This window comes from Bradyrhizobium sp. CB1015, from assembly GCF_025200925.1.
In the GTDB taxonomy this organism is placed as follows: domain Bacteria; phylum Pseudomonadota; class Alphaproteobacteria; order Rhizobiales; family Xanthobacteraceae; genus Bradyrhizobium.
On the sequence record NZ_CP104174.1, the window covers coordinates 7,486,869 to 7,510,579 of the forward strand.

The window sequence follows — 23,711 nt, forward strand, 5'->3', positions numbered from 1 at the left end:
AACTGGAGCCACGAGAATGAACATCCAAGCGCCGGTTAACGTGGACAAGGCCGAACGCATGCGCAGGGCTCGCGAGGAAGCCTATGCGACGCCGCTGTCGCAATTCCACCCCGGCGCGCCCCGGCTGTTCCAGGACGACACGCTGTGGCCCTGGTTCGAGCGGCTGCGCAACGAAGAGCCGGTGCATTACTGTACCAATGCGCCGATCGAGCCCTACTGGTCGGTGGTGAAGTACAACGACATCATGCATGTCGACACCAATCACGGCATCTTCTCCTCGGATTCCAAGCTCGGCGGCATCTCGATCCGCGACGTGCCGGAAGGCTACGACTATCCGAGCTTCATCGCGATGGACCAGCCCAGGCATTCGGCGCAGCGCAAGACGGTGTCGCCGATGTTCACGCCGACACATCTGGACGAGCTGGCAAAGCTAATCCGCCAGCGCTCGCAGACCGTGCTCGACAATCTGCCGCGCAACGAGACCTTCAACTTCGTCGAGCGCGTCTCGATCGAGCTGACCACGCAGATGCTGGCGACCCTGTTCGACTTTCCCTGGGAGGAGCGGCGCAAGCTGACGCGCTGGTCGGACGTCTCCACCGCGCTGCCCAAGAGCGGCATCGTCGCTTCCGCCGAGGAACGCCGCCGCGAGATGGACGAGTGCTACGCCTACATGTCGAAGCTCTGGAACGAGCGCGTCAATTCGGCGCCGCGCAACGACCTGCTGTCGCTGATGGCGCACAACGAGGCCACGCGGCACATGGACCCCGACAACCTCATGGGCAACATCATCCTGCTAATCGTCGGCGGCAACGACACCACGCGCAACACCATGACCGGCTCGGTGCTGGCGCTGAACGAGAACCCGGAGCAGTACGACAAGCTTCGCGAAAATCCTGCGCTAATCGATTCCATGGTGCCGGAGGTGATCCGCTGGCAGACGCCGCTGGCGCATATGCGGCGCACCGCGCTTGCCGATACCGAGATCGGCGGCAAGCACATCAGGAAAGGCGACCGCGTCGTGATGTGGTACGTCTCCGGCAACCGCGACGAGGAGATGTTCGAGAAGCCGAACGAATTCATCATCGACCGTCCGCGCCCGCGCACGCACCTGTCCTTCGGCTTCGGCATCCATCGCTGCGTCGGCATGCGCCTCGCCGAGCTGCAGCTGCGGATCATCTGGGAGGAGATGCTGAAGCGCTTCGACCGCATCGAGGTGGTCGGCGAGCCCAAGCGGATCTACTCGAGCTTCATCAAGGGATATGAGACGCTGCCGGTCAGGATTGCGGGGTAGGCTCTCTCCTCCGTCATTGCGAGCGCAGCGTCTTCTTCGCTCGTGTCCCGGACGAACCGCAGCGCCATAGCGCGTCGAAGACGCGCGTGAACGCGCTTAGGGCGGTGCGGCGCAGAGCCGGGACCCAGCAAGCAACGGCCTCGCTGCAACATGGGCCCCGGCTCTGCAGCGCATCACACCGGACGATGCTTCGCATCGCCGGGCGTGCTGCGCTGCGTCCGGGGCACGAGAGCGGCATGTCGGCGCGACACCTCCCCAGATATAAAATTCCGGCATGACAGCTCGCGCCAGATGCGAAGGCACGATGGCGCGCGGCTGTTCTACCACACGCCATCTAACTCAACCTGATGTCCCACACGCCGTCCTTGCGGCAGGCGGCGACCTCCTCGCGCAACAGCGCGGTGATGGCGAGCGAGGCCGTCGAGGCCGGGTGGTCGATTGGAGAAGCAAAGATGAGCTCGCGCGTCATCGGCTTGGATACGGGGGCGGTTTCCAGCCGCCCGTCCGCGACCTCGCCGTGGACCGAGGACGGCGGCAGCAACGCGAAGCCGAGGCCCTCCTCGACCAGGCTCGTCAGCACGCGGAACGAATCCGCCTCCAGCTGGACGTCGAGCTTGATCTTGCGCTGGGCCGCGGCGTGCTCGATCAGCGCGCGGAGGCCGTGGGAATGAGAGGGCAGCACCAACCGCTGCCGCAGCAGCCAGCCGATGTCGACGCTCTTCTTGCGCGCCAGCCCGCAGCCGCGCGGACCGACCGCGACGATGTTGTCGCGCCCCAGGCTCTGCACATTGAGATGGAGATCGGCCGAGCGGCCGTAGAGGATGGCGAGATCCATCTCGCCGCGATGCAGCCATTCGACCAGATGGCCGCTATAGCTCTCGACGATGCGCAGCGAGATGCCGGGAAATTTTTCGACGCAGCGCCGCGCAAAGCGCGCCGAGAGTACGCAGCTCACGGTCGGAACGAGACCAAGCACGACCTGGCCCGACGGCGGCCCCTTGGCCGACTGGATGTCGTCGCGAATCTGGTCGATCTGCCGCACGATGCCGGAGGTGCGCGCGAGCAGGAGGCGGCCGGCCTCGGTCAGCACCATGCCGCGGCCGTTGCGCGTGAAAAGCTCCGTGCGCAGCTCGTGTTCCAGCAGCTTGATCTGCCGAGAGAGCGCCGGCTGCGCCACGCGCAAGGTGTCGGAGGCCTTGGACAGGCTGCCGAGCTCCGCCACGCAACTGAAGGTCCTGAGCTGCCGGAAATCCATACTTGCCAATCCTGGAAGGCTACTCCATACGCTATAACAAATGAGCATAGGGGGCGGGCATTGTTTTCACAACGCCCGTGGGTTGGCCGGCGTTATCTTAACTGCCGCTAAGAATTGGAAACGCCATGAGTCAAGAACACCACACCGAAGATTACGCCGACATTCGCGAAGCCGTTGCCAAGCTCTGCGCGCAGTTCCCGGGCGAATATTGGCGCAAGCTCGACCGCGAGATGGCCTACCCCAAGGCGTTCGTCGATGCGCTGACCGAGGCCGGCTATCTCTCGGTGCTGATCCCCGAGGAATATGGCGGCGCGGGCCTGAAGCTGTCGGCGGCCGCCGCGATCCTGGAAGAGATCCAGCGCGCGGGCTGCAACGGCGGCGGCTGTCACGCCCAGATGTACACGATGGGCACGGTGCTCAGGCACGGCAATGCCGAGCAGAAGGCAAAGTACCTGCCGAAGATCGCGAGCGGCGAGTTGCGCCTGCAGGCGTTCGGGGTCACCGAGCCGACCAGCGGCACCGACACCTCCTCGCTGAAGACGTTCGCGCGCAAGGACGGCAACGACAGCTACATCGTCAACGGCCAGAAGATCTGGACCAGCCGCGCCGAGCATTCCGACCTGATGGTGCTGCTGGCGCGCACCACGCCGAAGGACCAGGTCAAGAAGCGCACCGATGGTCTTTCGGTGTTTATCGTCGACATGCGCGAGGCCAGGAACAACGGTCTCGAGATCCGCCCGATCCGCACCATGATGAACCACGCCACCACCGAAGTGTTCTTCACCGACATGAGGGTGCCGGCGGAGAATCTGATCGGCGAGGAAGGCAAGGGTTTTCGCTACATCCTCTCCGGCATGAATGCCGAGCGCATCCTGATCGCGGCCGAATGCGTCGGCGACGCCAAGTGGTTCATTGCGAAGGCGACGAACTACGCCAAGGAGCGCGCCGTGTTCGGCCGGCCGATCGGCCAGAATCAAGGCATCCAGTTCCCGATCGCCAAGGCCTACGCCTCGATGCGCGCGGCCGAGCTGATGGTGAAGGAAGCCACGCGCAAATACGAGGCCGGGCTCGATTGCGGCGCGGAGGCCAACATGGCCAAGATGCTGGCGGCGGATGCGTCGTGGGAAGCGGCGAATGCCTGCATCCAGACCCATGGCGGCTTCGGCTTCGCCGAGGAATACGACGTCGAGCGCAAATTCCGCGAGACGCGACTCTACCAGGTGGCGCCGATCTCGACCAACCTCGTGCTGTCCTACGTCGCCGAGCACGTCCTCGGCATGCCGCGCTCGTACTGAGGTTGCGGCCATGGGAGCACTTGACGGGATCAGGGTGATTGCGGTCGAGCAGGCGGTGGCAGCGCCGTTCTGCTCCTCGCGTCTGGCCGATGCCGGCGCCGAGGTGATCAAGATCGAGCGGCCCGAGGGCGATTTCGCCCGCGGCTATGACGCGGCCGCCAAGGGCCAGAGCAGCTACTTCGTCTGGCTCAACCGCGGCAAGCAATCGGTCGTGGTCGATCTCACGACGAAGGAGGGCCGCGCCGAGCTGGAGAAGCTGATCGCGAGCGCCGACGTGCTGATCCAGAACCTCAAGCCGGGCTCGATGGACAAGCTCGGCTTCTCGCGCGAGCGGCTCTTGAAGGACTATCCCAAGCTGATTTCCTGCACGATCACCGGCTATGGCGACGAGGGTCCCTACGCCCATCGCAAGGCCTATGATCTCCTGATCCAGGCCGAGAGCGGCCTTGCCTCGATCACCGGCAATCCCGACGGCGCCTCGCGCGTCGGCATGTCGATCGTCGACGTCGCGACCGGCGCCACTGCCCACGCGGCGATCCTGGAAGCGCTGATCGCGCGCGGGCGCACCGGCAAGGGCGCTGACATCCGCATCTCCATGTTCGACGTGATGGCGGACTGGTGCACGGTGCCGCTGCTCAACGCCGAAGCCGGCAATCCGCCCAAGCGCATGGGCCTGCGGCATCCCTCGATCGCACCTTACGGCGTGTTCACCTCGAAGGACGGCAAGGACATCCTGATCTCGATCCAGAGCGAGCGCGAGTGGAAGACGCTGTGCGCGAAGGTGCTGGATCAGCCGGACCTGCCAGCCGATCCCCGCGTCGCCAACATGGTCGAGCGCGTGCGCAACCGCGACTTCACGGACCAGACCGTGGCCGACGTCTTCGGCAAGATGACGCGCGACGAGCTGTTGAAGCGGCTGTCGGACGCCGACATCGCATTCGCCGAGGTCAACACCATGGCCGACCTCGCCAATCACCCGCATCTGCGGCGGATCGAGGTCGACACGCCGAACGGCCGCGTCAGCTATCCCGCGCCGGCGCCGATCGTCGTCGGCGAGACGCGCTCTTACGGCGCCGTGCCCGCGATCGGCCAGCGTCCCCAGTCCAAATAAAGAGAGCAAGGCATCATGACCGAGAAGCTCGACATCGATCATTTGCGGCAATGGATCGGCCGCAGCCAGGAGGCCACCGACATCGTCACCGCGCAGCTCGTCAAGGGCCTGCGGGCGACATTGTTCCAGGACATCGGCGAGCCCAAGACGGGCGACGTCGCGCCGTTCACGGTACACTGGTGCCTGGCACAGCCGGTGTTCCCGATGTCGATGCTCGGGCCCGACGGCCACCCGACCCGCGGCGGCTTCCTGCCGCCGGTGCCGCTGCCGCGCCGGATGTGGGCCGGCGGCGAGATCGAGTTCCTGCAGCCCTTGCGCGTTGGCGATGAATCGACGCGGACCTCGCGCATTGCCGACGTGCAGGTGAAATCAGGCTCGACCGGCACGCTGTGCTTCGTCTCGGTCGAGCACAGCATCTCCTCGCCGAGGGGCACGGCGATCCGCGAGCGGCAGGACATCGTCTATCGCGAAATGACCGGCAGCGCGCCGGCTGGCGGCAAGGCGCCGCCTCCGCCGCCAAAGGCGCAGCATCGCGAGACGCATGTGTCCGATCCCGTGCTGCTGTTTCGCTACTCCGCGCTGACCTTCAACGGCCACCGCATCCATTACGACCGCGACTACGTCACCAAGGTCGAGGGCTATCCGGGCCTGATCTTCCACGGCCCGCTGCAGGCGGCGCTGATCGTCGAGATGGCAGCCAAGCTTCGCGGCGGCAAGGCGCCGAGAAAGTTTTCTTACCGCGGCGTGCAGCCGCTGTTCGAAGGCACGGAGTTTTCGGTCAACGCCAATGAGACTGAGGCCGGCATGGAGCTGTGGACCGCAAACGCGGAGGGGCAGCCGACGATGAAGGGGACGGCGGTGTGGTGAGCCACCGCTGTTAGACCCTCACCCTGAGGAGCGCGCCCCTCGCGCGCGTCTCGAAGGGCGAGGCCACCAGCCGGGCCTTCATCCTTCGAGACGCGCGAAGACGCGCTCCTCAGGATGAGGAACTGATAGGACGGAAACCATGGCGAAGAACGGCAAGACCGGCAGCAAGTCCGTCACCGTGAAGCAGGCAACGCTCGACCTCTTGCGCGCCTTCGGCATCGACAGGGTGTTCGGCAACCCTGGTTCGACCGAGCTGCCGTTCCTGAGCGACTGGCCTGGCGACATCGACTACGTGCTGGCGCTGCAGGAGGCTTCCGCCGTCGGCATGGCCGATGGCTACGCCCAGGCGATGCGCAATGCCGGCTTCGTTAATCTGCATTCGGCGGCCGGCGTCGGCAACGCGCTCGGCAACATCTACACCGCGCATCGCAACCAGACCCCGCTGGTGATCACCGCGGGCCAGCAGGCGCGCTCGATCCTGCCGCTGCAGCCGTTCCTCTATGCCGAGCGCGCCTCCGAGTTTCCGCGGCCTTACGTCAAATACAGCGTCGAGCCGGCAAGGCCTGAGGACGTGCCCGCCGCGATCGCGCGCGCCTATTACACCGCAATGCAGCCGCCATGCGGGCCGACCTTCGTGTCGATCCCGATCGACGACTGGGCCCATGCTTGCGCGCCGGTCGAGGCGCGCAAGGTCAGCCGCGAGATCGGCCCTGAGCTGGAGCCGATGAAGGCGTTGGTGGCCGCGCTCGGCTCGGCAAAAAATCCGGCTCTCGTCGTCGGCCCTGGAATCGATCGCGCCGGCGCGGTCGAGTTGATGGTGCGCGTCGCCGAGAAGACCAAGGCCAGCGTCTGGGTCAGCCCGTTCTCGGCACGCTGCTCCTTCCCCGAGCGCCATCCGCAATTCGCGGGCTTCCTGCATGCCTCGCCGGCGCAGCTGTCCGATGCGCTGCGCGAGCACGACCTGGTCGTCGTGATCGGCGCACCGGTATTCACCTTCCATGTCGAGGGCCATGCCGCGATCTTCGACGGCGGCGCGACCATCTTCCAGATCATTGATGATGCGGATGCCGCCGCGGTGACGCCATCAGGCACCAGCATCATCGCCACGATGAAGCCGGCGCTCAGCCTGCTGCTCGACCTGCTGCCCGAGAGCAAGCGCGCGGCGCCAAAAGGCCGCACGCTGCCGCCGGCGCCACAGGCCACCGATCCGCTGCCGGTCGAATTCCTGCTGCATTCGCTGTCGCAGGCGATGCCCGAAGGCGCCTCACTGGTCGAGGAAGTGCCCTCGCACCGGCCGGCGATGCAAAAATTCCTGCCGATGCGCGGCCAGGACAGTTTCTACACCATGTCGAGCGGCGGCCTCGGCTACTCCCTGCCCGCCGCGGTCGGCATGGCGCTCGGCAAGCCGAAGCAGCGCACGGTATGCCTGATCGGCGACGGCTCGGCGATGTATTCGATCCAGGCGCTCTGGACCGCCGCGCAACGCAAGCTGCCGCTCACTGTCGTCGTCATCAACAATTCCGGCTACGGCGCGATGCGCTCGTTCAGCCAGGTGATGCAGGTGCGGAACGTGCCGGGGCTGGAGCTGCCGGGGATCGATTTCGTCCGGCTCGCCGAGGGCATGGGCTGCGATGCGGTGCGGGTGACGAAGGCTGCGGAGCTGGGCGAGGCGCTCAAGCGAGGCATAGCGTTCGAGGGCACGAGCCTCGTCGAGGTCGTCGTGGATTCCGCGGTGCCGGTGTTGTACGGGCAGAAGCATTAGGGGGCGCGTAGCCCGGATGGAGCGGAGCGCAATCCGGGCTACGACATCACGACGCTAAAAATCCTCCATCCGCGGCGAGCACGTGGCCGACGACATAGGACGAGGCATCCGACGACAGCCACACTACGGCCTCGGCCACCTCCTCCGGGCTGCCCATCCGCCGCAGCGGCAGGCCTGCGCTCACCGTCGCGACATCGCCGACCCCGGCGCGCAGCATCATGTCGGTGACGACACGGCCGGGGGCGATCGCGTTGATACGGATGCCGCGCGGCGCGTTCTCCATCGCGGCCGAGCGCGTCAGCGAGATCGCGGCGGCCTTGGAGGCCGAGTAGAGCGAAAAGCCGGGATTGGGATTGCGCACGCCGCTGACGGAGGTGTTGACGACGATGCTGCCGCGGCCCTGCGCCAGCATCGCCGGCAATTGATGGCGCAGGCAGAGGAACAGCGCGCGGACATTGGTGTCGAACACGCTGTCGTAGATCTCCGTGCCCTGTTCCTCCAGCGGCGCACGGCGCTCCTGGAAACCGGCATTGTTGAAGGCAACGTCGAGCCGGCCGCAGCGCTTGACGGCTGTGCGGATGAGACGCGCGACCTCGTCTTCCTTCGTGATGTCGGTCTTGAGCGCGATCGCCTCCGTGCCGAGCTCGCGGCACGCGGCGGCGGTGGCCTCGATCTCGGCCTCGCGCCGGCCGGCGACGATGACCGCTTCCGCCCGTTCGGCCGCCATCCTTAGGGCCGTCGCGCGCCCGATGCCGCTGCCGCCGCCCGTGACCAGGCAGACGTTGCCGCTCATCCGCATGCCGGTCGGCAAAGCTCCGCTCATGGTCCACTCCAAAACACTTGCGCGCGCCGCTCCACCCATATAGTTGTATGATACAACTATATGGGTGGAGTCAAGATGGCCGAGCTTTCGCTGATCGACGACATCCGCGCCGCCTCGCGCCTGATGGTGCGCGAGCTCGGCTTCATGGACGCGACGGTAGCGGCCTCGGGCTATCCGCCCTCGGCGGTCCACACCATCCTGGAGATCGGCATCCGCGGCCCGATGACCTCGGGCGAGCTCGGCGATTTCCTACGGCTGGAGAAATCCAGCGTCAGTCGCTTGGTGCGCAAGCTGATCGATTGCGGCGAGCTCAGGGAGACGCCGGACGAGGCGGATGCGCGCAGCAAGCTGCTGTCGCTGACGGCGAAGGGTCGGCGCACGCTGGAGGCGCTGCATGCGTTCGGCCGGCAGCAGGTGCGCGGCGCGCTGGCGGCGCTGACGCCGGCCGAGCAGCGCACGGTGCGCGAGGGCATGATGCTCTATGCGCAGGCGCTGCGGCAGAGCCGGGTGGAGGATGAGGCGGCGGCGTGAGGTGCCGTAGCTGGGCGAGGTTCCCGGATTACGCTGCGCTCCATCCGGGCTACGCCGCCGTCGTCCTGGCGAAAGCCGGGACCTTTGGCGCGGGCGGTGGCTCGAAGCACTTAGCCCGGAATCTCGAGATCCCGGGTTCGGTCCTGCGGACCGCCCCGGGATGACCCAACGGTCACTTCCCGAACTCTTCCCGCATCTTGGCCTGGATCTTGGCCATGCCGCCGATCCAGCGGTCGTAGTTCTCGGTCTTCTTGCGCATGTAGCCGAGCACTTGCGGGTGCGGCAGGATCAGGAACGTCTCCTGCTCGAGGCCGGCGAGCACGTCTTTCGCCACTTGCTCGGGCGTCAGGTCGCCGTCGCCGGATTGCGGGCCCTTGGGAATCGAGCGCAGCATTTTGGTGTCGACACCCTGCGGGCAGAGGATCGAGACCTTGATGTTGTGGGCCTTGTGCGAGATCGCGAGGTTCTCGGCAAAACCGACCGCAGCGTGCTTCGTCGTCGAATAGGCCGGGCTGCCGACCTGCGACAACAGGCCCGCCGCCGAGATGGTGTTGAGGAAATAGCCGCCGCCGCGCGCCCTCATGCGGGGGATGAGATGCCGCGCCGCATAGACATGCGCCATGACGTGGATTGCCCAGCTGCGCTGCCACGGCTCGTCGGAAGCGCCACCGGCATTCTCCGACATCGGATCGAACCCGCCGCCGATGCCGGCATTGGAGCAGAACAGCGCGATCGGCCCGAACTGCCGCTCCGTCTCCTCGATGACGTGGACGATGTCCTTTTCCTGCGCGACGTCGCATTTGAAGGCGGCGCCATCCACCATGGCGGCGACCGCTCTCGCATTGGCCGCGTCCATGTCCGCGACCACGACCTTGGCCGCACCTGCATTGTGAAAGGCCTCGCACAGCGCCTTGCCGATCCCGTTTGCGCCGCCCGTGACGACCACGACCTTGCCGGTCACCTGCATGCGACGTCTCCTCTCGTCTTGTACCGCTTCATACCGCGCCGCTTATTCCGCGTCGCGGGTCAGCTCAACACGAGGTCGAGCACCGCGGTATAATGGCATGCCGCCCCGGCCAAGACAAAGCCGTGCCAGATCGCATTCTGAAAGCGCAGCCGCCGCCAGGCGTGGAAGATCACGCCAAAGCTGTAGAGCAAGCCGCCGGCAAGGATGAAGCCCAGCACCAGCGTGGGCAACGCCCTGACCACGGCATCGTAGAGCATCATGCCGCTCCAGCCCATCGCGAGGTAGATGCCGACCGAGACGCGGTCGAACCGGCCGGGGAAGAAAAGCTTCAGCACGATGCCGAGAATGGCGACGCACCAGACGCCGGCGAGCAGCGCCAGCGCGAACACGCTGTCCTTCAGCGGCATGATGAACGGCGTGTAGGTCGCGGCGATCAAGAGATAGATCGCGGAATGGTCGAAGCGGCGCAGCAGCCATTTGGCTGGCGAGACCGGCCAGAGATTATAGGTCGCCGACAGCACCAGCATCGAGAGCAGGCCGGCGACATAGACCGAGACGCCGACGATGTCGGTGGCGTCGGCATAGACCGCCGTCAGCACCACCAGCACGGTTGCGGCGATGATGCCCGCGAGCACGCCGATCGCGTGGACGACGCCGTCGGCAATCAGCTCGGCGCGATCGTAGTCCCAGCCGATCGCGTCGGCTGCGGCGTGGACGGAATTGGACGCGAACTGTTTCATTTGGAAGACGGTCATGGCAATCCGCAAAGCGTGGCAATGCCCTCTTGGATGGGTCTCTCGGGACCGGCGCATCGTTCAAGCGGCTGATTTGCCGACAAAGGCGGTGGAAGTATGAAAGCTTGAATTTCCTCAGGCAATTGCCACTTTTGTGACTAATCCATTTTGCGTATCCCTCGCCCGAGATCCCCTCACGTTCATATGGCATTCAGTTTCCAGGATATGGTCGAGGAGGCGCGGCTGTCGGCGCGGGCGCTGATCGACTATGGCGAGCATTTCTTCAACCCGACGGTGCGGCTTGGTGTCACCGGCCTGTCGCGCGCCGGTAAGACCGTATTCATCACCGCACTGATCCACGGCCTGACGCGCGGCGGCCGGTTTCCGGTGTTCGAGGCCTATGCCTCGGGCCGGATCGCGCGCGCGCACCTGGCGCCGCAACCGGATGATGCCGTGCCGCGCTTTGCCTATGAAAGCCATCTGCGCGCGCTGATCGAGGAACGGCGCTGGCCGAACTCGACCGTGGACATCAGCGAGCTCAGGCTCGTGATCGACTACCAGCGCCCGAACGGCGCCGACCGCACCTTGACGCTCGACATCGTCGACTATCCCGGCGAATGGCTGCTGGACCTGCCGCTGCTCCACAAGAGCTACGAGCAATGGTCGACGGAGAGCCTGGCGCTGTCGCGCGAGGCGCCGCGAGCGCATCTCGCGACCGAGTGGCACACCCATCTTGCAACGCTCAAGCCCGAGGCGCGCGAGGACGAGCAGGCAACGCTGACGGCCGCAAAGCTCTTCACGGATTATTTGCGCGCCTGCCGCGACGAGCGCTTTGCGATGAGCCTGTTGCCGCCCGGCCGCTTCCTGATGCCCGGCAATCTCGCCGATACGCCGGCGCTGACCTTTGCGCCGCTGGATTTGCCCGCTGGCGGAGAGGCGCCCGAGGGATCGCTGTGGGCGATGATGGTGCGGCGCTTCGAGGCCTACAAGGACGTCGTGGTGCGGCCGTTCTTCCGCGATCATTTCGCGCGGCTCGATCGCCAGATCGTGCTGGCCGATGCGCTCGCCGCGTTCAACTCCGGCCCCGGGGCGCTGCACGATCTCGAAGCCGCGCTCGCCGGCATTCTCGACTGCTTCAACATCGGCCGCAGCACGATCCTCTCCAGCCTGTTCCGGCCGCGCATCGACCGCATCCTGTTCGCGGCCACCAAGGCGGATCATCTGCATCATTCCAGCCACGACCGGCTCGAGGCGGTGCTGCGCCGCGCCGTCTCGCGCGCGGTCGCACGCGCGGAAAACACCGGAGCGGCGATCGACGTCGTCGCACTCGCCGCCGTGCGCGCCACGCGCGAAGCGCAGGTGGCGCGGGGCCGCGACAAGTTGCCGTCGATCCTGGGAACACCCGCCGCGGGCGAAAGCGCCGGTGGCGAGTTCTTCGACGGCAACACCGAGGTTGCGACCTTTCCGGGCGATCTGCCGCTCGATCCCGAACCGCTGTTCAATGGGACGGATGCGTTCCGCGGGCTCGCGACGGAGGCGGCCGGCAACAGTGATTTCCGCTTCCTGCGCTTCCGCCCGCCGAAGCTCGAACGCGAGGGTGCCGACGAGCCGACGCTGCCACACATCCGCCTCGACCGTGCCTTGCAGTTCCTGATCGGAGACAAGCTCGCATGAACGACCGATCGAAGCCACGGCGGCCGGCGACGTTCCGGCTGGACGATCCCGGCGTCGTCGTCACCGAGGCCGACGAGACCAGCCGGCTCGGCCGCGCGACGATCCAGATCACACCGGAGCCCGATCCGGCGATGCTGCCGGTGCCGGTGCAAGCCGCACTCCCGGCGCGGCGCGGCTTTCCCTGGGGCACTCTGTTCTGGTCGGGGCTCGCGGGATTGACGCTGCTCGGCACCGGGCTCGGCGTCGTCCATCTGATCGAGGATCTGTTCGCGCGCAGCGAATCCCTCGGCTTCGTCGGTCTTGCCTTCGCCGCCGTCACCGCGCTGGCGCTCGCGGTGGTGATCGGGCGCGAGGCGTTCGGGCTGGCGCGGCTTGCGACCATCGAGAAGCTGCATCAGCGCGCAGCGGCCGTGCTGGTCAGCGACGATCGCAAGGAGAGCCGGGTCATCGTGCAGGACCTGCTCAAGATCGCGCACCAGAACCCACAGCTGGCGCGCGCCCGCGCGACGCTGGAGAGCCATGCCGGCGAGATCATCGACGGCGCCGACATGATCCGGCTCGCCGAGCGCGAGTTGATGTCGCCGCTGGACGCGGAAGCGCGGCGGCTGGTGTCCTCAGCCGCGCAGAAGGTCTCGATCGTCACCGCGGTGAGCCCGCGCGCGGCAATCGATGTGCTGTTCGTGTTCGTGGCCGCGCTGCGCCTGATCCGCCAGCTCGCTTATCTCTATGGCGGCCGGCCCGGCGCGCTCGGCATGATCCGCCTGCTCCGCCACGTCATCGCCCATCTCGCCATCACCGGCGGCATGGCCGCGAGCGACAGCCTGGTGCAGCAGATGCTCGGACATGGCATCGCAGCAAAGCTGTCGCAGCGGCTCGGCGAAGGCGTGCTGAATGGATTGCTGACGGCGCGGCTGGGATTGGCCGCGATCGATGTCACGAGGCCGCTGCCGTTCGCGGCCTTGCCGCCGCCGAAGCTGTCGGATCTGGCAACGGATCTGTTGCGGAAGAAGGACGGGGAAGAGTAGCCGTTCTTGCTTACCCTCCCCTGGAGGGCAGGGCTATCGCATATGACTTGTGGCGGCGGCCTGCGCGCACGCCTCGTCCTTCGAGACGGCGCTTACGCGCCTCCTCAGGATGAGGCTAATCAGCGTCAGTGTTCGTTGAAACTGCTGCCGCGCACTCCGCCCTCATCCTGAGGAGCCCGCCCAAAGCGGGCGTCTCGAAGGATGGCTGCAGGGAAAAGCTCTCAAATGCGATAGCCCTACCCTGGAGGGGAGGGTCGATCGCGCGCAGCGCGAGCGGGGTGGGGTGATCTCTCCAAACAGGCAGTGTTCGAGGTGGAGAGACCGTCACCCCAGCCCGGCTCATATTTCGCTGCGCTCAATATGAGCCGACCCTCCCCCTCCAGGGGAGGGTAAGCGCCCGCCAACACCTTCCACTGGAATAGCGGCGAGTCCTTGGGCGGTGACAGCTCCGGGGTCCAGCCGCTGAGCTTTTCGACCACATAGGTGTCCGTCACGACGCCGCGCCAGCGGCGCTCGACCCGGCCGAGTTGCTCGCGCTTGGCGGGGATGCTCTCCCACAGCGATGAACGATCGTCCGGCTCGCGCCCGACATAGATTCCGGCGTGGCCCTTGATCTTGTCCATGCCGGGATCGCGAAAATCCTGGAAGCGGCCGCGCTCGTTGATCTCGATCACGGGCACGCGGCCACGGAACAGCCAGCGCATCATGGCGTAAGTGCGGTAGTCCGTGGTCGCGATCCAGGTCGCGCCGGTTTCGTCGAGCGCCGCTTGCGCGCGCGCGGCGACCTGCTCGTAGCCGGCCTCGGCGCCGATCGGATCGATCTTGCCGAGCAGATTCCAGGGCGCGGCAACGTAGTAGAGGAACACGATGATCACGAAGGCGATGCCTGAGACGATCGCTGTCCTGATCCAGAACAGCGAGGACTCCAGCATCCGGGCGGACCATCTCTCTTTCGTCATCGTGACGAGGTTCACCGCCGCAGCCGCAAAACCGACCGGCCACATGAACATCGGCCAGGTGTCGCCGACGCGAAGCGTCAGCGACTTGAAGAAGAAGTAGACGAACGGCACCAGCACCGCGGTCGACAAAAGTATCGCGACCGGCTCGCGCGTGCGATAGCCGCGCCACGCCGTCAGCACCAGGTCCATCAACACCACCGGCAGCATGACGAAGCCGACCAGGCCGAATTGCAGGCCGATGTAATCGCCGATCGTCCGCAGCGAGATACCGTAATTGGCGGTGGCGCGCACGCCCTGGAAGCGGAACGAGGCCCAGTCGTGCTGCGCGTTCCAGATCAGCACCGGCGAGAACGCGGCGATCGCGACCAGGACGGCGAGATAGGGGTAAGGGCTGCGCAGCCAGCGCCAGCGCCAATCCGGCACCAGCAGAAAGGCGGCAACCGCGGGGGCGAACATGATCGCGGTGAATTTCGACAGCATCGACAGGCCCGCGAACAGGCCGGCCGCCAGCCACCAGCGGCCGTCGCCGCCTTGCGCCAGCCGCACCAGCGACCACATCATCGCGACCGCAAACGGGATCATGGCGACGTCGGGTGCGACCTTCGCCATCAGCAAGCCGTAATAAAGCGCGGCCTCCGGCATCAGCACCGCGAACACGATCGCGCGCGCATCATGGGTGAGGCGGCGGACGATGTCGGCGAGCAGCAGCTGCGTCACCAGCATCGCGACGATGCCACCGAAGCGGACGCCGAAATTGGTGTCGCCGAAGATCGCAGTTCCGAAGCGGATCAGCCAGGCAATGCCGGGGGGATGATCGAGGAAGCTGAGCGCAGCCTCCTTGGACCAGGTCCAGTAATAGGCTTCGTCGGTGCGCAGCTCGATGGCGGAGGCGTAGACGATGCGGAGCAGCGTCATCGCCGCGATGATCGCTGCGGCAATCAGGATGAGACGGCGTTCGGCGCCGTCGGGCTTCGCAGAGATATCGGGAGCGATCGTCACGGCCGCGCTTTTCCCCGACTTGGGAGGGGGAGTCAATGTGGGGCAAGCTCTCTCCCCGGGGTCGTCCCGGACAAGCGCAGCTCTCGACAACGCGTAGCGTTGTCCAGAGCGGAACGTAGATCCGGGACATAGCCACAGGGAGGGGTTTGGCGGAGACTCGCAGTTGCCATCCCGCGCCACAACTGCTCCCTGTGGCTGAGTCCCGGATCGGCACGCGCCTCAGGGCGCGCTTGTCCGGGACGACAGCGGAGTGTGAGGCACCGTCCCAGGCATGTGACTTCACAACCTGTCCACATCGGGAATTAAAGGCTAGGCTGGCTGGTCTCCTCCATGAACTGATACAATCGAATCATGGCCACCGCCCCCAGACAGATGTCGGTCGTCCGCGCCACCGGCGTGCGGCAGGTGCGGCTCGTCTGCGGCATCATCCTGTTCTGCTATGTGGTCAGTCATTTCCTCAACCATGCGCTCGGCAACATCTCGGTCGATGCCATGGAGACCGGGGTCTACTACCACACGCTGTTCTGGCAGTTCCTCCCGGTCGCGATCGTGTTCTACACGGCCGCACTCACCCATCTGGGGCTCGGCCTCTACGCGCTGTATCAGCGCCGCCAGTTCCGCTGGCGGACGATCGAGCCGCTCCAGCTCGTGCTCGGCTTGAGCATCCCCATGCTCGTCATGGGCCACGTCATCGGCGTGCGGCTCGGACAGACGCTGTACGGACACGAGAAGCTTTATCCGCAGGAGCTCTATTTGTTCTTCGTCGCGGCGCCGGGCCGACTCTGGCAGATGACGATCCTGCTTCTCATTGCCTGGGTGCACGGCTGCATCGGCGTCTATTTCTGGCTTCGGCTGAAGCCGTTCTTCACGCGCGCGGCACCCTATCTGCTCGCGGCAGCCGTGCTGATCCCGACGCTGTCGCTGCTCGGCATCTATCAGGGCGGCCGCAGCGTGGCCGCCGACAGTGACGACGGCGAATGGCGTACCCACAATCTCAGCCGCCGCCAGGTCGGCACGGTTGCGGAAGGCAACACGCTCGACCGCATCGCGGGCGGTCTCACCATCGGCTATTTCGGACTGCTCGGACTGGTGCTGGTGGCGCGCGGCGCGCGCGCCTTGCGCGAGCGTCGCGGCGGCATGATCGCGCTGTCCTACGGCAACGGCAAGACGGTGCGCGTCCCCAGGGGCCTGTCCGTGCTGGAAGCGAGCCTGCGCCACAACGTGCCGCATGCCAGCGTCTGCGGCGGCCGCGCCCGCTGCTCGACCTGCCGGATCCGCGTCATCGGCGGTCATGACGCCCTGCCCACACCGTCACAGCGCGAGGCCTTCGTGCTCACCCGCGTCGGTAGCGCCGATCCCTCGATCCGGCTGGCCTGCCAGCTGCGCCCGACCTCCGACCTCTCCTTCTTCCAGCTCTTCACGCCTCACACGCATGGAGCGGACGGGCAGGCCTCGACATCCGCCAGCATCGGCCAGGAGCGCTATCTCGTCAGCCTGTTCGTGGACATGCGCGGCTCGACGCAGCTGGCCGAGAAGCGGCTGCCGTTCGACACGGTCTTCATCGTCAACCGCTTCCTCGGCGCGGTGTCGCAGGCGGTGATCGAGAACGGCGGCCAGCCGAACCAGTTCGTCGGCGACGGCATGCTGGCGCTGTTCGGGCTTGCGGCCGACCCGCAAACCGCGTGCCGGCAGGCGCTGAAGGCCGCCGCCGGAATCGCCACGCATATCGACGCGCTCAACGATCTCCTGAGCCACGATCTGCGCCAGCCGATCCGCTTCGGCATCGGCATCCACGGCGGCGAGGTCATCATCGGCGACATCGGCTATCGCGATCACATCGTCTTCACCGCGCTCGGCGATGCCGTCAACGTCGCCGCCCGCCTGCAGGACATGACCAAGACGCTGGCCTGCGAGACGATCGTCTCGGAAGAAGTCCGCCGCACCGCTGATATTGCCGAGGATGCCCTGCCGCAGCAGGAGGTCGCCATCCGCGGCCGCGATGAGCCGCTCGCCGTGCGCGTAGTGGCGAATGCGAGGGAGCTGGCGGCGCTGGTCGATCGCAGCGAGCGGGTCGCGGCGTGATGAGCGAGCGGCAAGCTCGATGCGCTCCCTCCGCCGCTTGCGGGGGAGGGCTGGGGAGAGGGTTTCTCCGCAACGGGACAGCCCCCTAGAGGAGAAAACCCTCACCCGCGCGCGGGACGATGCTTCGCATCGCCCGAGGCGCGACCTCTCCCGTAAGCGGGAGAGGTGGAGCGAGCCCGCGGCGACGTTGGGTCAACCAAGGTCATCAGCGTAACACCGGCCTGCTGCAGCGCAGCGGCATGTGCTTGCTGCGAAAGCACGAATTGACATCATCCAAATCGAAGCGACAGATGAGCGCAGGCCGCGGTGATGACCGCGGTCAGAAGAAAAGCTCCGGGAGGAGACGAGAATGTTCGATCGACGCGACCTGCTCAAGGGAGCGGGCTTCGCCGCGCTTGCGGCAGGATTGGGCGCCACCAAGGTGCTGGCACTCGACACCATCACCCTGCCCTTCGCCAACGGCGCACGGCCGCTGGTGAAATATCCGCAGAAGCGGCCGATGATCGGCCTGACCAGCCGGCCGCCGCAGCTCGAGACGCCGTTTGCGGTGTTCAACGATGGCCCGATCACGCCGAACAACGCGTTCTTCGTGCGCTATCACCTCTCCGACCTGCCCTACGATCTCGACCCCGACAAGTTCACGCTGGAGGTCAAGGGCAAGGTCGACAAGCCGCTGAAACTGTCGCTGAAAGACATCAGGAAGATGAAGGCGACGGAGCTCGTCGCCGTCAACCAATGCTCCGGCAACAGCCGCGGTTTCTTCGAGCCGCGCGTCGCAGGCGGCCAGCTCGCCAACGGCGCGATGGGCTGCGCGCGCTGGCGCGGCGTGCCGCTGAAGGCGGTGCTCGAGATGGCAGGCGTGCAGGCCGGCGCCAAGCAGGTGACGTTCAACGGCATGGACGGGCCGGTCAATGACAAGACGCCCGATTTCATCAAGGCGCTCGACGTCGATCACGCCAGTGACGGCGAGGTGATGCTGGCCTATGGCATGAACGGCGAGGACCTGCCGTTCCTCAACGGCTTCCCGCTGCGCCTGATCGTGCCCGGCTATTACGGCACCTACTGGGTCAAGCACCTCAACGAGATCACCGTCATCGACAACGTCTTTGACGGCTTCTGGATGAAGTCGGCCTATCGCATTCCTGACACGCCGAACAACGCGGTCGAGCCGGGCACCGCGCCGAAGGCGACGATCCCGATCAATCGCTTCACCATCCGCTCCTTCATCACCAGCATCCCGGACGGCGCCAAGCTAAAGGCGGGCGCCGTGACCCTGCGCGGCATCGCGTTCGATGGCGGCAAAGGCATCAAGCAGGTCGAGGTCTCCACCGACGGCGGCAAGACCTGGGTCGGCGCCAAGCTCGGCAAGGATCTCGGCAAGTACGCCTTCCGCGAATGGAAGCTGCCGGTGAAGCTCGCGGCCGGCAGCCACGAGCTCAAGGTCCGCGCCACCGGCAATGGCGGTGAGACCCAGCCGGACACGCCGCGCTGGAACCCGGCGGGCTATTTGCGCAACGTCGTCGAAACCGTCCGCGTGACGGCGGCCTGAAGGAGACTGATCATGCAGCGCACCGTTCTCCTCGCCCTCACGCTCGCCGTCGCCGCATTGATGGGCTCGTCACTTGCCGCGCCGGTCAATTACAAGACCCCCGACGAGGTCGCCGCCTTCAAGCCCGGTCCCAATCTCGAGGTCGTGCAGGGCAATTGCAGCGCCTGCCATTCGTCCGACTACGTCGCCACGCAGCCGCCGATGAAGGACAAGAGGGCCTTTTGGCAGGCCGAGGTGACCAAGATGATCAAGGTCTATGGCGCACCGATCGACGATGCCGATGTCGGAAAGATCGTCGATTATCTGGCTGCGACCTACTGACTGATGGTCACGCGCTTACCCTCCCCTGGAGGCTACGCATGAAGCGCAGCGCAATGCGTAGCGGGGTGGGGTGACAGTCTCTCCACCTCGAACGCTGCCCGTGCGGAGAGATCACCCCACCCCGCTCGCGCTGCGCGCGATCGACCCTCCCCCTCCAGGGGAGGGTAAGGAAGAACGCCACTCGATCTTTTCTCCGCAGTAGATCCGTCGCGCTCCTGCCATTTGACCGCGAAACGGGCAAAAGCGGCAAAAACGCCGCGAAGTTGAGCGGAATTCGGCGAAATGGCGATGTGGTTTGAGCTACCAAGCCTGCCGCATTCCGCGTATCCTGTAGGACCGAACCGGCCGGTTGGCGGGGACTGGCGGTTCGAGATCTCGGAGGAAGACCCGCGGAGAAGTCGTGATGGCTAAAGGTACGGTCAAGTGGTTCAACCCGACGAAGGGTTATGGATTTATCCAGCCTGCGTCGGGTGGCAAGGATGTGTTCGTGCATATCTCGGCAGTGCAGAAGGCCGGTCTGTCGACCCTGAACGAGGGACAGACGGTGGAATACGAAGAGATCGCAAACCGGGGCAAGACTTCCGCAGAGAACCTCAAAGTATAAGCCCGCCAGCCTTTGCTGCCTCCCGGATCACCTCCGGGAGCGGGCCAAGAAAATTTCAGAAGACGGCCGGTGCATTCGACGACAGGCGTTGCGACTGCACGCGGATAGCTATTTTTCCTGCGAAGACCGCTCATTCAACGCCACAGCAACGACAATCGCGACGACATGTCGTCAGCCCACCGGCAGCGGTGCGTCGCGCTTGATCTCCTCCATCACCGCATAGGTCCGCGTCTCGCGCACGCCCGGCATCGACAGCAGGGTCTCGCCGAGAAAGCGTCGATAGGCAGTCATGTCGGCAAGCCGCGCCTTCACAAGATAGTCGAAGCCGCCGGCAACCATGTGACACTCCAGCACTTCAGGGGCGAGCTTCACGGCCCGTGCGAACCGCTCGAAATTATCGGGCGTGGTCTTGTCGAGCAGCACCTCGACGAACACCAGGAGCCCAAGGCCGAGCCGGTGCGGATTGAGCCGCGCGCCATAGCCTTCGACAAAGCCCTCGCGCTGCAGGCGCTTCAGCCGCTCGCCGATCGAGGTCGGCGACAGCCCGATGCGCTCGGCGAGCTCGACATTGGCGATGCGCCCATCCTCCTGCAAAATCGAGAGGATTCTCCGGTCGGTTCGATCGAGTTCCATACTTTATCAGGCCAAGCTGCTTCGTTCCTTCATTTTCTAAGGCAAATCAGCTAGATTGTCTATCGAACTGCGGTCACGAGGGCCTTATCCTGGATTTCAGCCACAGGACACGCCATGCCGAACATCCCGCCGCCCTTCTCCGCGCCTTACGCCCCCGATGACGCCGAGATCGCCGCAAGGCTTCTGCCGGCCTCGCATCTGAGCCCGCCACAGGAGGCGCGCATCGACCGCACCGCGACGCGGCTGATCGAGGCGATCCGCAAGCGCGACGACCGGCTCGGCGGGGTCGAGGACATGCTGCGGGAGTTCGCGCTGTCGACCAAGGAGGGGCTGGCACTGATGGTGCTGGCAGAAGCGCTGCTGCGCGTGCCTGATGCGCGCACCGCCGACCAGTTCATCGAAGACAAGCTCGGCGAGGGCGATTTCATCCATCACGAGACCAAGTCCACGGCGTTCCTGGTCAACGCTTCGGCCTGGGCACTCGGCCTGTCGGCGCGGGTGATCCAGCCCGGCGAAACGCCCGACGGCACCATCGGCCGGCTGGTGAAGCGCCTCGGCGCACCGGCGGTGCGCACCGCGACGCGCCAGGCGATGCGGCTGATGGGCAATCATTTCGTGCTCGGCGAGACCATCGAGCAGGCGCTGGAGCGGGGCCGGCCGCGCTCCGGCCAGAAGCCGCGCTATTCCTTCGACATGCTCGGCGAAGGCGCGCGCACGGCCGCCGACGCCAAGCGCTATTTCGACGCCTATGCCAGCGCGATTGAGACGATCGGCAAGGCGGCGGGCAACCATTCCCTGCCCGACCGGCCCGGCATCTCGGTCAAGCTCTCGGCGCTGCATCCGCGCTTCGAGGCGACCAGCCGCGCGCGCGTGATGGCCGAGCTGGTGCCTCAACTGCTGGATCTCGCGCAGCGCGCCAAGACCTACGACCTGAACTTCACCGTCGATGCCGAGGAGGCCGACCGGCTGGAGCTGTCGCTCGACGTGATCGCGGCAACGCTCGCCGATGCATCACTCGCCGGCTGGGACGGATTTGGCCTGGCGATTCAGGCCTATCAGAAGCGCGCCAGCGCGGTGATCGACTATGTCGATGAACTCGCCCGCGCGCATGACCGCAAGCTGATGGTGCGCCTCGTCAAGGGCGCCTATTGGGACACCGAGATCAAGCGCGCGCAGGAGCGCGGGCTCGACGGCTATCCCGTGTTCACGCGCAAGGCGATGACGGATCTGAACTTCGTTGCCTGCGCGGCGAAGCTTCTCGCCTTGCGGCCGCGCATCTTCCCGCAATTCGCCACCCACAACGCGCTGACGGTCGCGACCGTGCTCGAGCTCGCGCAAGATGGCGGCGGCTTCGAGTTCCAGCGCCTGCACGGCATGGGCGAAGCGCTCTACGAGCAATTGGCAAAAGACCATCCTGACATCGCCTACCGGACCTATGCGCCGGTCGGCAGCCATCGCGATCTGCTCGCCTATCTGGTGCGACGTCTGCTGGAGAACGGTGCGAACTCGTCGTTCGTGGCGCAGGCGGCCGATTATCGCGTGCCGGTTTCGGCGCTGCTGCAGCGCCCCGCGGATGCCATCGGCCGGCCGCAACAGGCATCTCATGCCAAAATACCGTTGCCGGCAGATCTGTTCGCGCCGGAGCGGCGCAATTCGCGCGGCGTCGAATTCGGTGAGCGTGCCGCACTCGACCAGCTACTGGCGGACGTGAAGCCCGAGGCGGCCGATCTCAAGCCTGTCACTGATGCAACACCGGATCAGGCCAATGCGGCGGTGACGGCTGCGCGCGCCGGCTTTGCCGGCTGGAGCCGGACGCCGGCGGGCACACGCGCGGCGGCGCTGGAGCAGGCCGCGCATCTCCTGGAAAGCCGCCGCGCCCGTTTCATCGCGCTGCTGCAAGCCGAGGGCGGCAAGACGCTCGACGACGCGCTGTCCGAGCTGCGGGAGGCCGCCGATTTCTGCCGCTATTACGCCGCGCAGGGCCGCAAGCTGTTCGGCGTTGATGCGACCATGCCGGGCCCGACCGGCGAGAGCAATGCGCTTGGCCTGCGCGGCCGCGGTGTGTTCGTCGCGATCTCGCCGTGGAATTTTCCGCTCGCGATCTTCCTTGGCCAGGTGACCGCGGCGCTGATGGCCGGCAACAGCGTGGTGGCAAAACCGGCCGAGCAGACGCCGCGCATCGCGCGCGAGGCCATCGCCCTGCTGCACGAGGCCGGCATCCCCGGAAGCGCGCTGCATCTCGTCACCGGCGACGGTCGTGTCGGCGCCGTCCTCACCGCGCATCCTGGTGTCGCCGGAATCGTCTTCACCGGCTCGACTGAGGTCGCGCGTCAGATCAACCGGACGCTCGCAGGCAAGGACGGGCCGATCGTGCCGCTGATTGCGGAGACCGGCGGCATCAATGCCATGATCGCGGATGCGACCGCGCTGCCCGAGCAGGTGGCCGACGATGTCGTGACCTCCGCGTTCCGTTCCGCCGGTCAACGCTGCTCGGCGCTGCGGCTCCTGTTCGTGCAGGAGGATGTCGCCGACCGCATGATCGAGATGATCGCGGGCGCCGCGCGCGAACTCAGGATTGGAGATCCCGCAGATGTTGCGACCCAGGTCGGGCCGGTGATCGACCTCGAAGCCAAGCAACGCCTCGATGCGCATATCGCGCGGATGAAGCGCGAGGCGCGGCTGCACTTTGCAGGCCACGCGCCGGATGGCTGCTTCGTCGCGCCGCATATCTTCGAGCTCAAGGAGGCCGGTCAGCTCACCGAGGAGGTGTTCGGTCCGATCCTGCATGTCGTGCGCTATCGCGCGGAGAACCTCGAACGCGTGTTGCAATCGATCGCGCGCACCGGCTACGGGCTCACCCTCGGCATCCATTCGCGCATCGACGATACGATCGAGGCCATCATCGACCGCGTCCAGGTCGGCAACATCTACGTCAACCGCAACATGATCGGCGCCGTCGTCGGCGTCCAGCCGTTCGGCGGCAACGGCCTGTCCGGAACCGGCCCCAAGGCCGGCGGCCCGCACTACCTCGCGCGCTTTGCCACCGAGCAGACCGTGACGATCAACACCGCGGCCGCCGGCGGCAATGCCGCGTTGCTTGCGGGGGAGGAGTGAGGCTCTGCGCCAGGCGCCGTTGCATCCCGGCAAAACATCGGTCTAATGCTCCCAGCACCGGCCCGCGCCAATTCCAGCGCGCGGGAAACGATTGAAGCGAGGGAGCGACGTCGCG

General features: G+C 66.1%; 19 protein-coding genes. 13 read left to right on the plus strand and 6 right to left on the minus strand.

Features of this window, described 5'->3' with window-relative positions; all coding sequences use genetic code 11:
- Positions 1–16: 16 nt before the first annotated feature.
- Positions 17–1,291, plus strand: coding sequence for a cytochrome P450 (locus tag N2604_RS35045; RefSeq protein ID WP_260372503.1), 1,275 nt, complete (start codon positions 17–19; stop codon positions 1,289–1,291).
- A 334-nt stretch (positions 1,292–1,625) separates the two neighbouring features.
- Here the strand turns inward: N2604_RS35045 and N2604_RS35050 are convergent, their stop codons facing one another.
- On the minus strand, positions 1,626–2,546 hold the full coding sequence (locus tag N2604_RS35050; RefSeq protein ID WP_260372504.1) for a LysR substrate-binding domain-containing protein: 921 nt from the start codon (positions 2,544–2,546) through the stop codon (positions 1,626–1,628).
- Between the two features lie 125 nt (positions 2,547–2,671).
- Between N2604_RS35050 and N2604_RS35055 the strand changes: the two genes are divergently transcribed.
- The 4 genes from N2604_RS35055 to mdlC all read left to right on the plus strand — a co-directional run bounded on the left by N2604_RS35055 (position 2,672) and on the right by mdlC (position 7,581).
- On the plus strand, positions 2,672–3,841 hold the full coding sequence (locus N2604_RS35055) for an acyl-CoA dehydrogenase family protein (RefSeq protein WP_260372505.1): 1,170 nt from the start codon (positions 2,672–2,674) through the stop codon (positions 3,839–3,841).
- A 10-nt stretch (positions 3,842–3,851) separates the two neighbouring features.
- Positions 3,852–4,952: a CaiB/BaiF CoA-transferase family protein gene (locus N2604_RS35060; protein ID WP_260372506.1), complete on the plus strand. Its 1,101-nt coding sequence runs from the start codon at positions 3,852–3,854 to the stop codon at positions 4,950–4,952.
- A gap of 15 nt (positions 4,953–4,967) precedes the next feature.
- Complete coding sequence (locus N2604_RS35065) at positions 4,968–5,819, plus strand: MaoC family dehydratase N-terminal domain-containing protein (RefSeq protein WP_260372507.1); 852 nt, start codon at positions 4,968–4,970, stop codon at positions 5,817–5,819.
- 139 nt (positions 5,820–5,958) lie between these two features.
- Entirely contained in the window at positions 5,959–7,581 is a 1,623-nt protein-coding gene (gene mdlC / locus N2604_RS35070) for a benzoylformate decarboxylase (protein ID WP_260372508.1), read from the plus strand.
- Between the two features lie 46 nt (positions 7,582–7,627).
- Here mdlC and N2604_RS35075 read toward each other — a convergent pair whose 3' ends face one another.
- On the minus strand, positions 7,628–8,404 hold the full coding sequence (locus tag N2604_RS35075) for an SDR family NAD(P)-dependent oxidoreductase (RefSeq protein ID WP_260372509.1): 777 nt from the start codon (positions 8,402–8,404) through the stop codon (positions 7,628–7,630).
- Positions 8,405–8,479: 75 nt separating this feature from the next.
- Between N2604_RS35075 and N2604_RS35080 the strand changes: the two genes are divergently transcribed.
- Positions 8,480–8,935: a MarR family winged helix-turn-helix transcriptional regulator gene (locus tag N2604_RS35080; RefSeq protein ID WP_260372510.1), complete on the plus strand. Its 456-nt coding sequence runs from the start codon at positions 8,480–8,482 to the stop codon at positions 8,933–8,935.
- Positions 8,936–9,107: 172 nt separating this feature from the next.
- On the opposite strand, the gene N2604_RS35085 is transcribed toward N2604_RS35080, so the two are convergent.
- The gene (locus N2604_RS35085; RefSeq protein WP_260372511.1) at positions 9,108–9,902 is read right to left on the minus strand and encodes an SDR family oxidoreductase; all 795 of its coding nucleotides are present in this window, start codon (positions 9,900–9,902) and stop codon (positions 9,108–9,110) included.
- Between the two features lie 59 nt (positions 9,903–9,961).
- Complete coding sequence (trhA, locus tag N2604_RS35090; RefSeq protein ID WP_260372512.1) at positions 9,962–10,657, minus strand: PAQR family membrane homeostasis protein TrhA; 696 nt, start codon at positions 10,655–10,657, stop codon at positions 9,962–9,964.
- A 183-nt stretch (positions 10,658–10,840) separates the two neighbouring features.
- Here trhA and N2604_RS35095 point away from each other — a divergent pair, with 183 nt between their 5' ends.
- Positions 10,841–12,310, plus strand: coding sequence for a YcjX family protein (locus tag N2604_RS35095; RefSeq protein WP_260372513.1), 1,470 nt, complete (start codon positions 10,841–10,843; stop codon positions 12,308–12,310).
- Entirely contained in the window at positions 12,307–13,335 is a 1,029-nt protein-coding gene (locus tag N2604_RS35100) for a YcjF family protein (RefSeq protein WP_260372514.1), read from the plus strand. Before N2604_RS35095 ends, N2604_RS35100 begins: the two co-directional genes overlap by 4 nt.
- Positions 13,336–13,571: 236 nt before the next feature.
- Here the strand turns inward: N2604_RS35100 and N2604_RS35105 are convergent, their stop codons facing one another.
- Entirely contained in the window at positions 13,572–15,209 is a 1,638-nt protein-coding gene (locus N2604_RS35105; RefSeq protein ID WP_260376374.1) for a glycosyltransferase family 39 protein, read from the minus strand.
- A 435-nt stretch (positions 15,210–15,644) separates the two neighbouring features.
- Between N2604_RS35105 and N2604_RS35110 the strand changes: the two genes are divergently transcribed.
- The 4 genes from N2604_RS35110 (at position 15,645) to N2604_RS35125 (ending at position 19,849) form a co-directional block, all read left to right on the plus strand.
- Positions 15,645–17,375, plus strand: a complete 1,731-nt coding sequence (locus tag N2604_RS35110) for an adenylate/guanylate cyclase domain-containing protein (RefSeq protein WP_260372515.1) — start codon at positions 15,645–15,647, stop codon at positions 17,373–17,375.
- A gap of 349 nt (positions 17,376–17,724) precedes the next feature.
- On the plus strand, positions 17,725–18,924 hold the full coding sequence (locus N2604_RS35115; RefSeq protein ID WP_260372516.1) for a molybdopterin-dependent oxidoreductase: 1,200 nt from the start codon (positions 17,725–17,727) through the stop codon (positions 18,922–18,924).
- A 12-nt stretch (positions 18,925–18,936) separates the two neighbouring features.
- Positions 18,937–19,245 (plus strand): cytochrome c, encoded by a 309-nt coding sequence (locus tag N2604_RS35120; protein WP_260372517.1) that lies wholly within the window; start codon positions 18,937–18,939, stop codon positions 19,243–19,245.
- A gap of 403 nt (positions 19,246–19,648) precedes the next feature.
- Positions 19,649–19,849, plus strand: a complete 201-nt coding sequence (locus N2604_RS35125) for a cold-shock protein (protein WP_008563500.1) — start codon at positions 19,649–19,651, stop codon at positions 19,847–19,849.
- A gap of 171 nt (positions 19,850–20,020) precedes the next feature.
- On the opposite strand, the gene N2604_RS35130 is transcribed toward N2604_RS35125, so the two are convergent.
- Complete coding sequence (locus tag N2604_RS35130; RefSeq protein ID WP_260372518.1) at positions 20,021–20,482, minus strand: Lrp/AsnC ligand binding domain-containing protein; 462 nt, start codon at positions 20,480–20,482, stop codon at positions 20,021–20,023.
- A gap of 114 nt (positions 20,483–20,596) precedes the next feature.
- On the opposite strand from N2604_RS35130, the gene putA reads away from it, so the two are divergent.
- Positions 20,597–23,596 carry a bifunctional proline dehydrogenase/L-glutamate gamma-semialdehyde dehydrogenase PutA gene (gene putA / locus N2604_RS35135; protein ID WP_260372519.1) on the plus strand — a complete coding sequence of 1,000 codons (3,000 nt, stop codon included), beginning with the start codon at positions 20,597–20,599 and terminating at the stop codon, positions 23,594–23,596.
- Positions 23,597–23,711: the final 115 nt, after the last annotated feature.

Excerpts from the sequence above, each read along its gene's own strand:
- N2604_RS35045 (WP_260372503.1), top strand. The coding sequence starts at position 17 with ATGAACATCCAAGCGCCGGTTAACGTGGACAAGGCCGAACGCATGCGC.
- N2604_RS35050 (WP_260372504.1), bottom strand. The coding sequence starts at position 2,546 with ATGGATTTCCGGCAGCTCAGGACCTTCAGTTGCGTGGCGGAGCTCGGC.
- N2604_RS35055 (WP_260372505.1), top strand. The coding sequence starts at position 2,672 with ATGAGTCAAGAACACCACACCGAAGATTACGCCGACATTCGCGAAGCC.
- N2604_RS35060 (WP_260372506.1), top strand. The coding sequence starts at position 3,852 with ATGGGAGCACTTGACGGGATCAGGGTGATTGCGGTCGAGCAGGCGGTG.
- N2604_RS35065 (WP_260372507.1), top strand. The coding sequence starts at position 4,968 with ATGACCGAGAAGCTCGACATCGATCATTTGCGGCAATGGATCGGCCGC.
- mdlC (WP_260372508.1), top strand. The coding sequence starts at position 5,959 with ATGGCGAAGAACGGCAAGACCGGCAGCAAGTCCGTCACCGTGAAGCAG.
- N2604_RS35075 (WP_260372509.1), bottom strand. The coding sequence starts at position 8,404 with ATGAGCGGAGCTTTGCCGACCGGCATGCGGATGAGCGGCAACGTCTGC.
- N2604_RS35080 (WP_260372510.1), top strand. The coding sequence starts at position 8,480 with ATGGCCGAGCTTTCGCTGATCGACGACATCCGCGCCGCCTCGCGCCTG.
- N2604_RS35085 (WP_260372511.1), bottom strand. The coding sequence starts at position 9,902 with ATGCAGGTGACCGGCAAGGTCGTGGTCGTCACGGGCGGCGCAAACGGG.
- trhA (WP_260372512.1), bottom strand. The coding sequence starts at position 10,657 with ATGACCGTCTTCCAAATGAAACAGTTCGCGTCCAATTCCGTCCACGCC.
- N2604_RS35095 (WP_260372513.1), top strand. The coding sequence starts at position 10,841 with ATGGCATTCAGTTTCCAGGATATGGTCGAGGAGGCGCGGCTGTCGGCG.
- N2604_RS35100 (WP_260372514.1), top strand. The coding sequence starts at position 12,307 with ATGAACGACCGATCGAAGCCACGGCGGCCGGCGACGTTCCGGCTGGAC.
- N2604_RS35105 (WP_260376374.1), bottom strand. The coding sequence starts at position 15,209 with ATGACGCTGCTCCGCATCGTCTACGCCTCCGCCATCGAGCTGCGCACC.
- N2604_RS35110 (WP_260372515.1), top strand. The coding sequence starts at position 15,645 with ATGGCCACCGCCCCCAGACAGATGTCGGTCGTCCGCGCCACCGGCGTG.
- N2604_RS35115 (WP_260372516.1), top strand. The coding sequence starts at position 17,725 with ATGTTCGATCGACGCGACCTGCTCAAGGGAGCGGGCTTCGCCGCGCTT.
- N2604_RS35120 (WP_260372517.1), top strand. The coding sequence starts at position 18,937 with ATGCAGCGCACCGTTCTCCTCGCCCTCACGCTCGCCGTCGCCGCATTG.
- N2604_RS35125 (WP_008563500.1), top strand. The coding sequence starts at position 19,649 with ATGGCTAAAGGTACGGTCAAGTGGTTCAACCCGACGAAGGGTTATGGA.
- N2604_RS35130 (WP_260372518.1), bottom strand. The coding sequence starts at position 20,482 with ATGGAACTCGATCGAACCGACCGGAGAATCCTCTCGATTTTGCAGGAG.
- putA (WP_260372519.1), top strand. The coding sequence starts at position 20,597 with ATGCCGAACATCCCGCCGCCCTTCTCCGCGCCTTACGCCCCCGATGAC.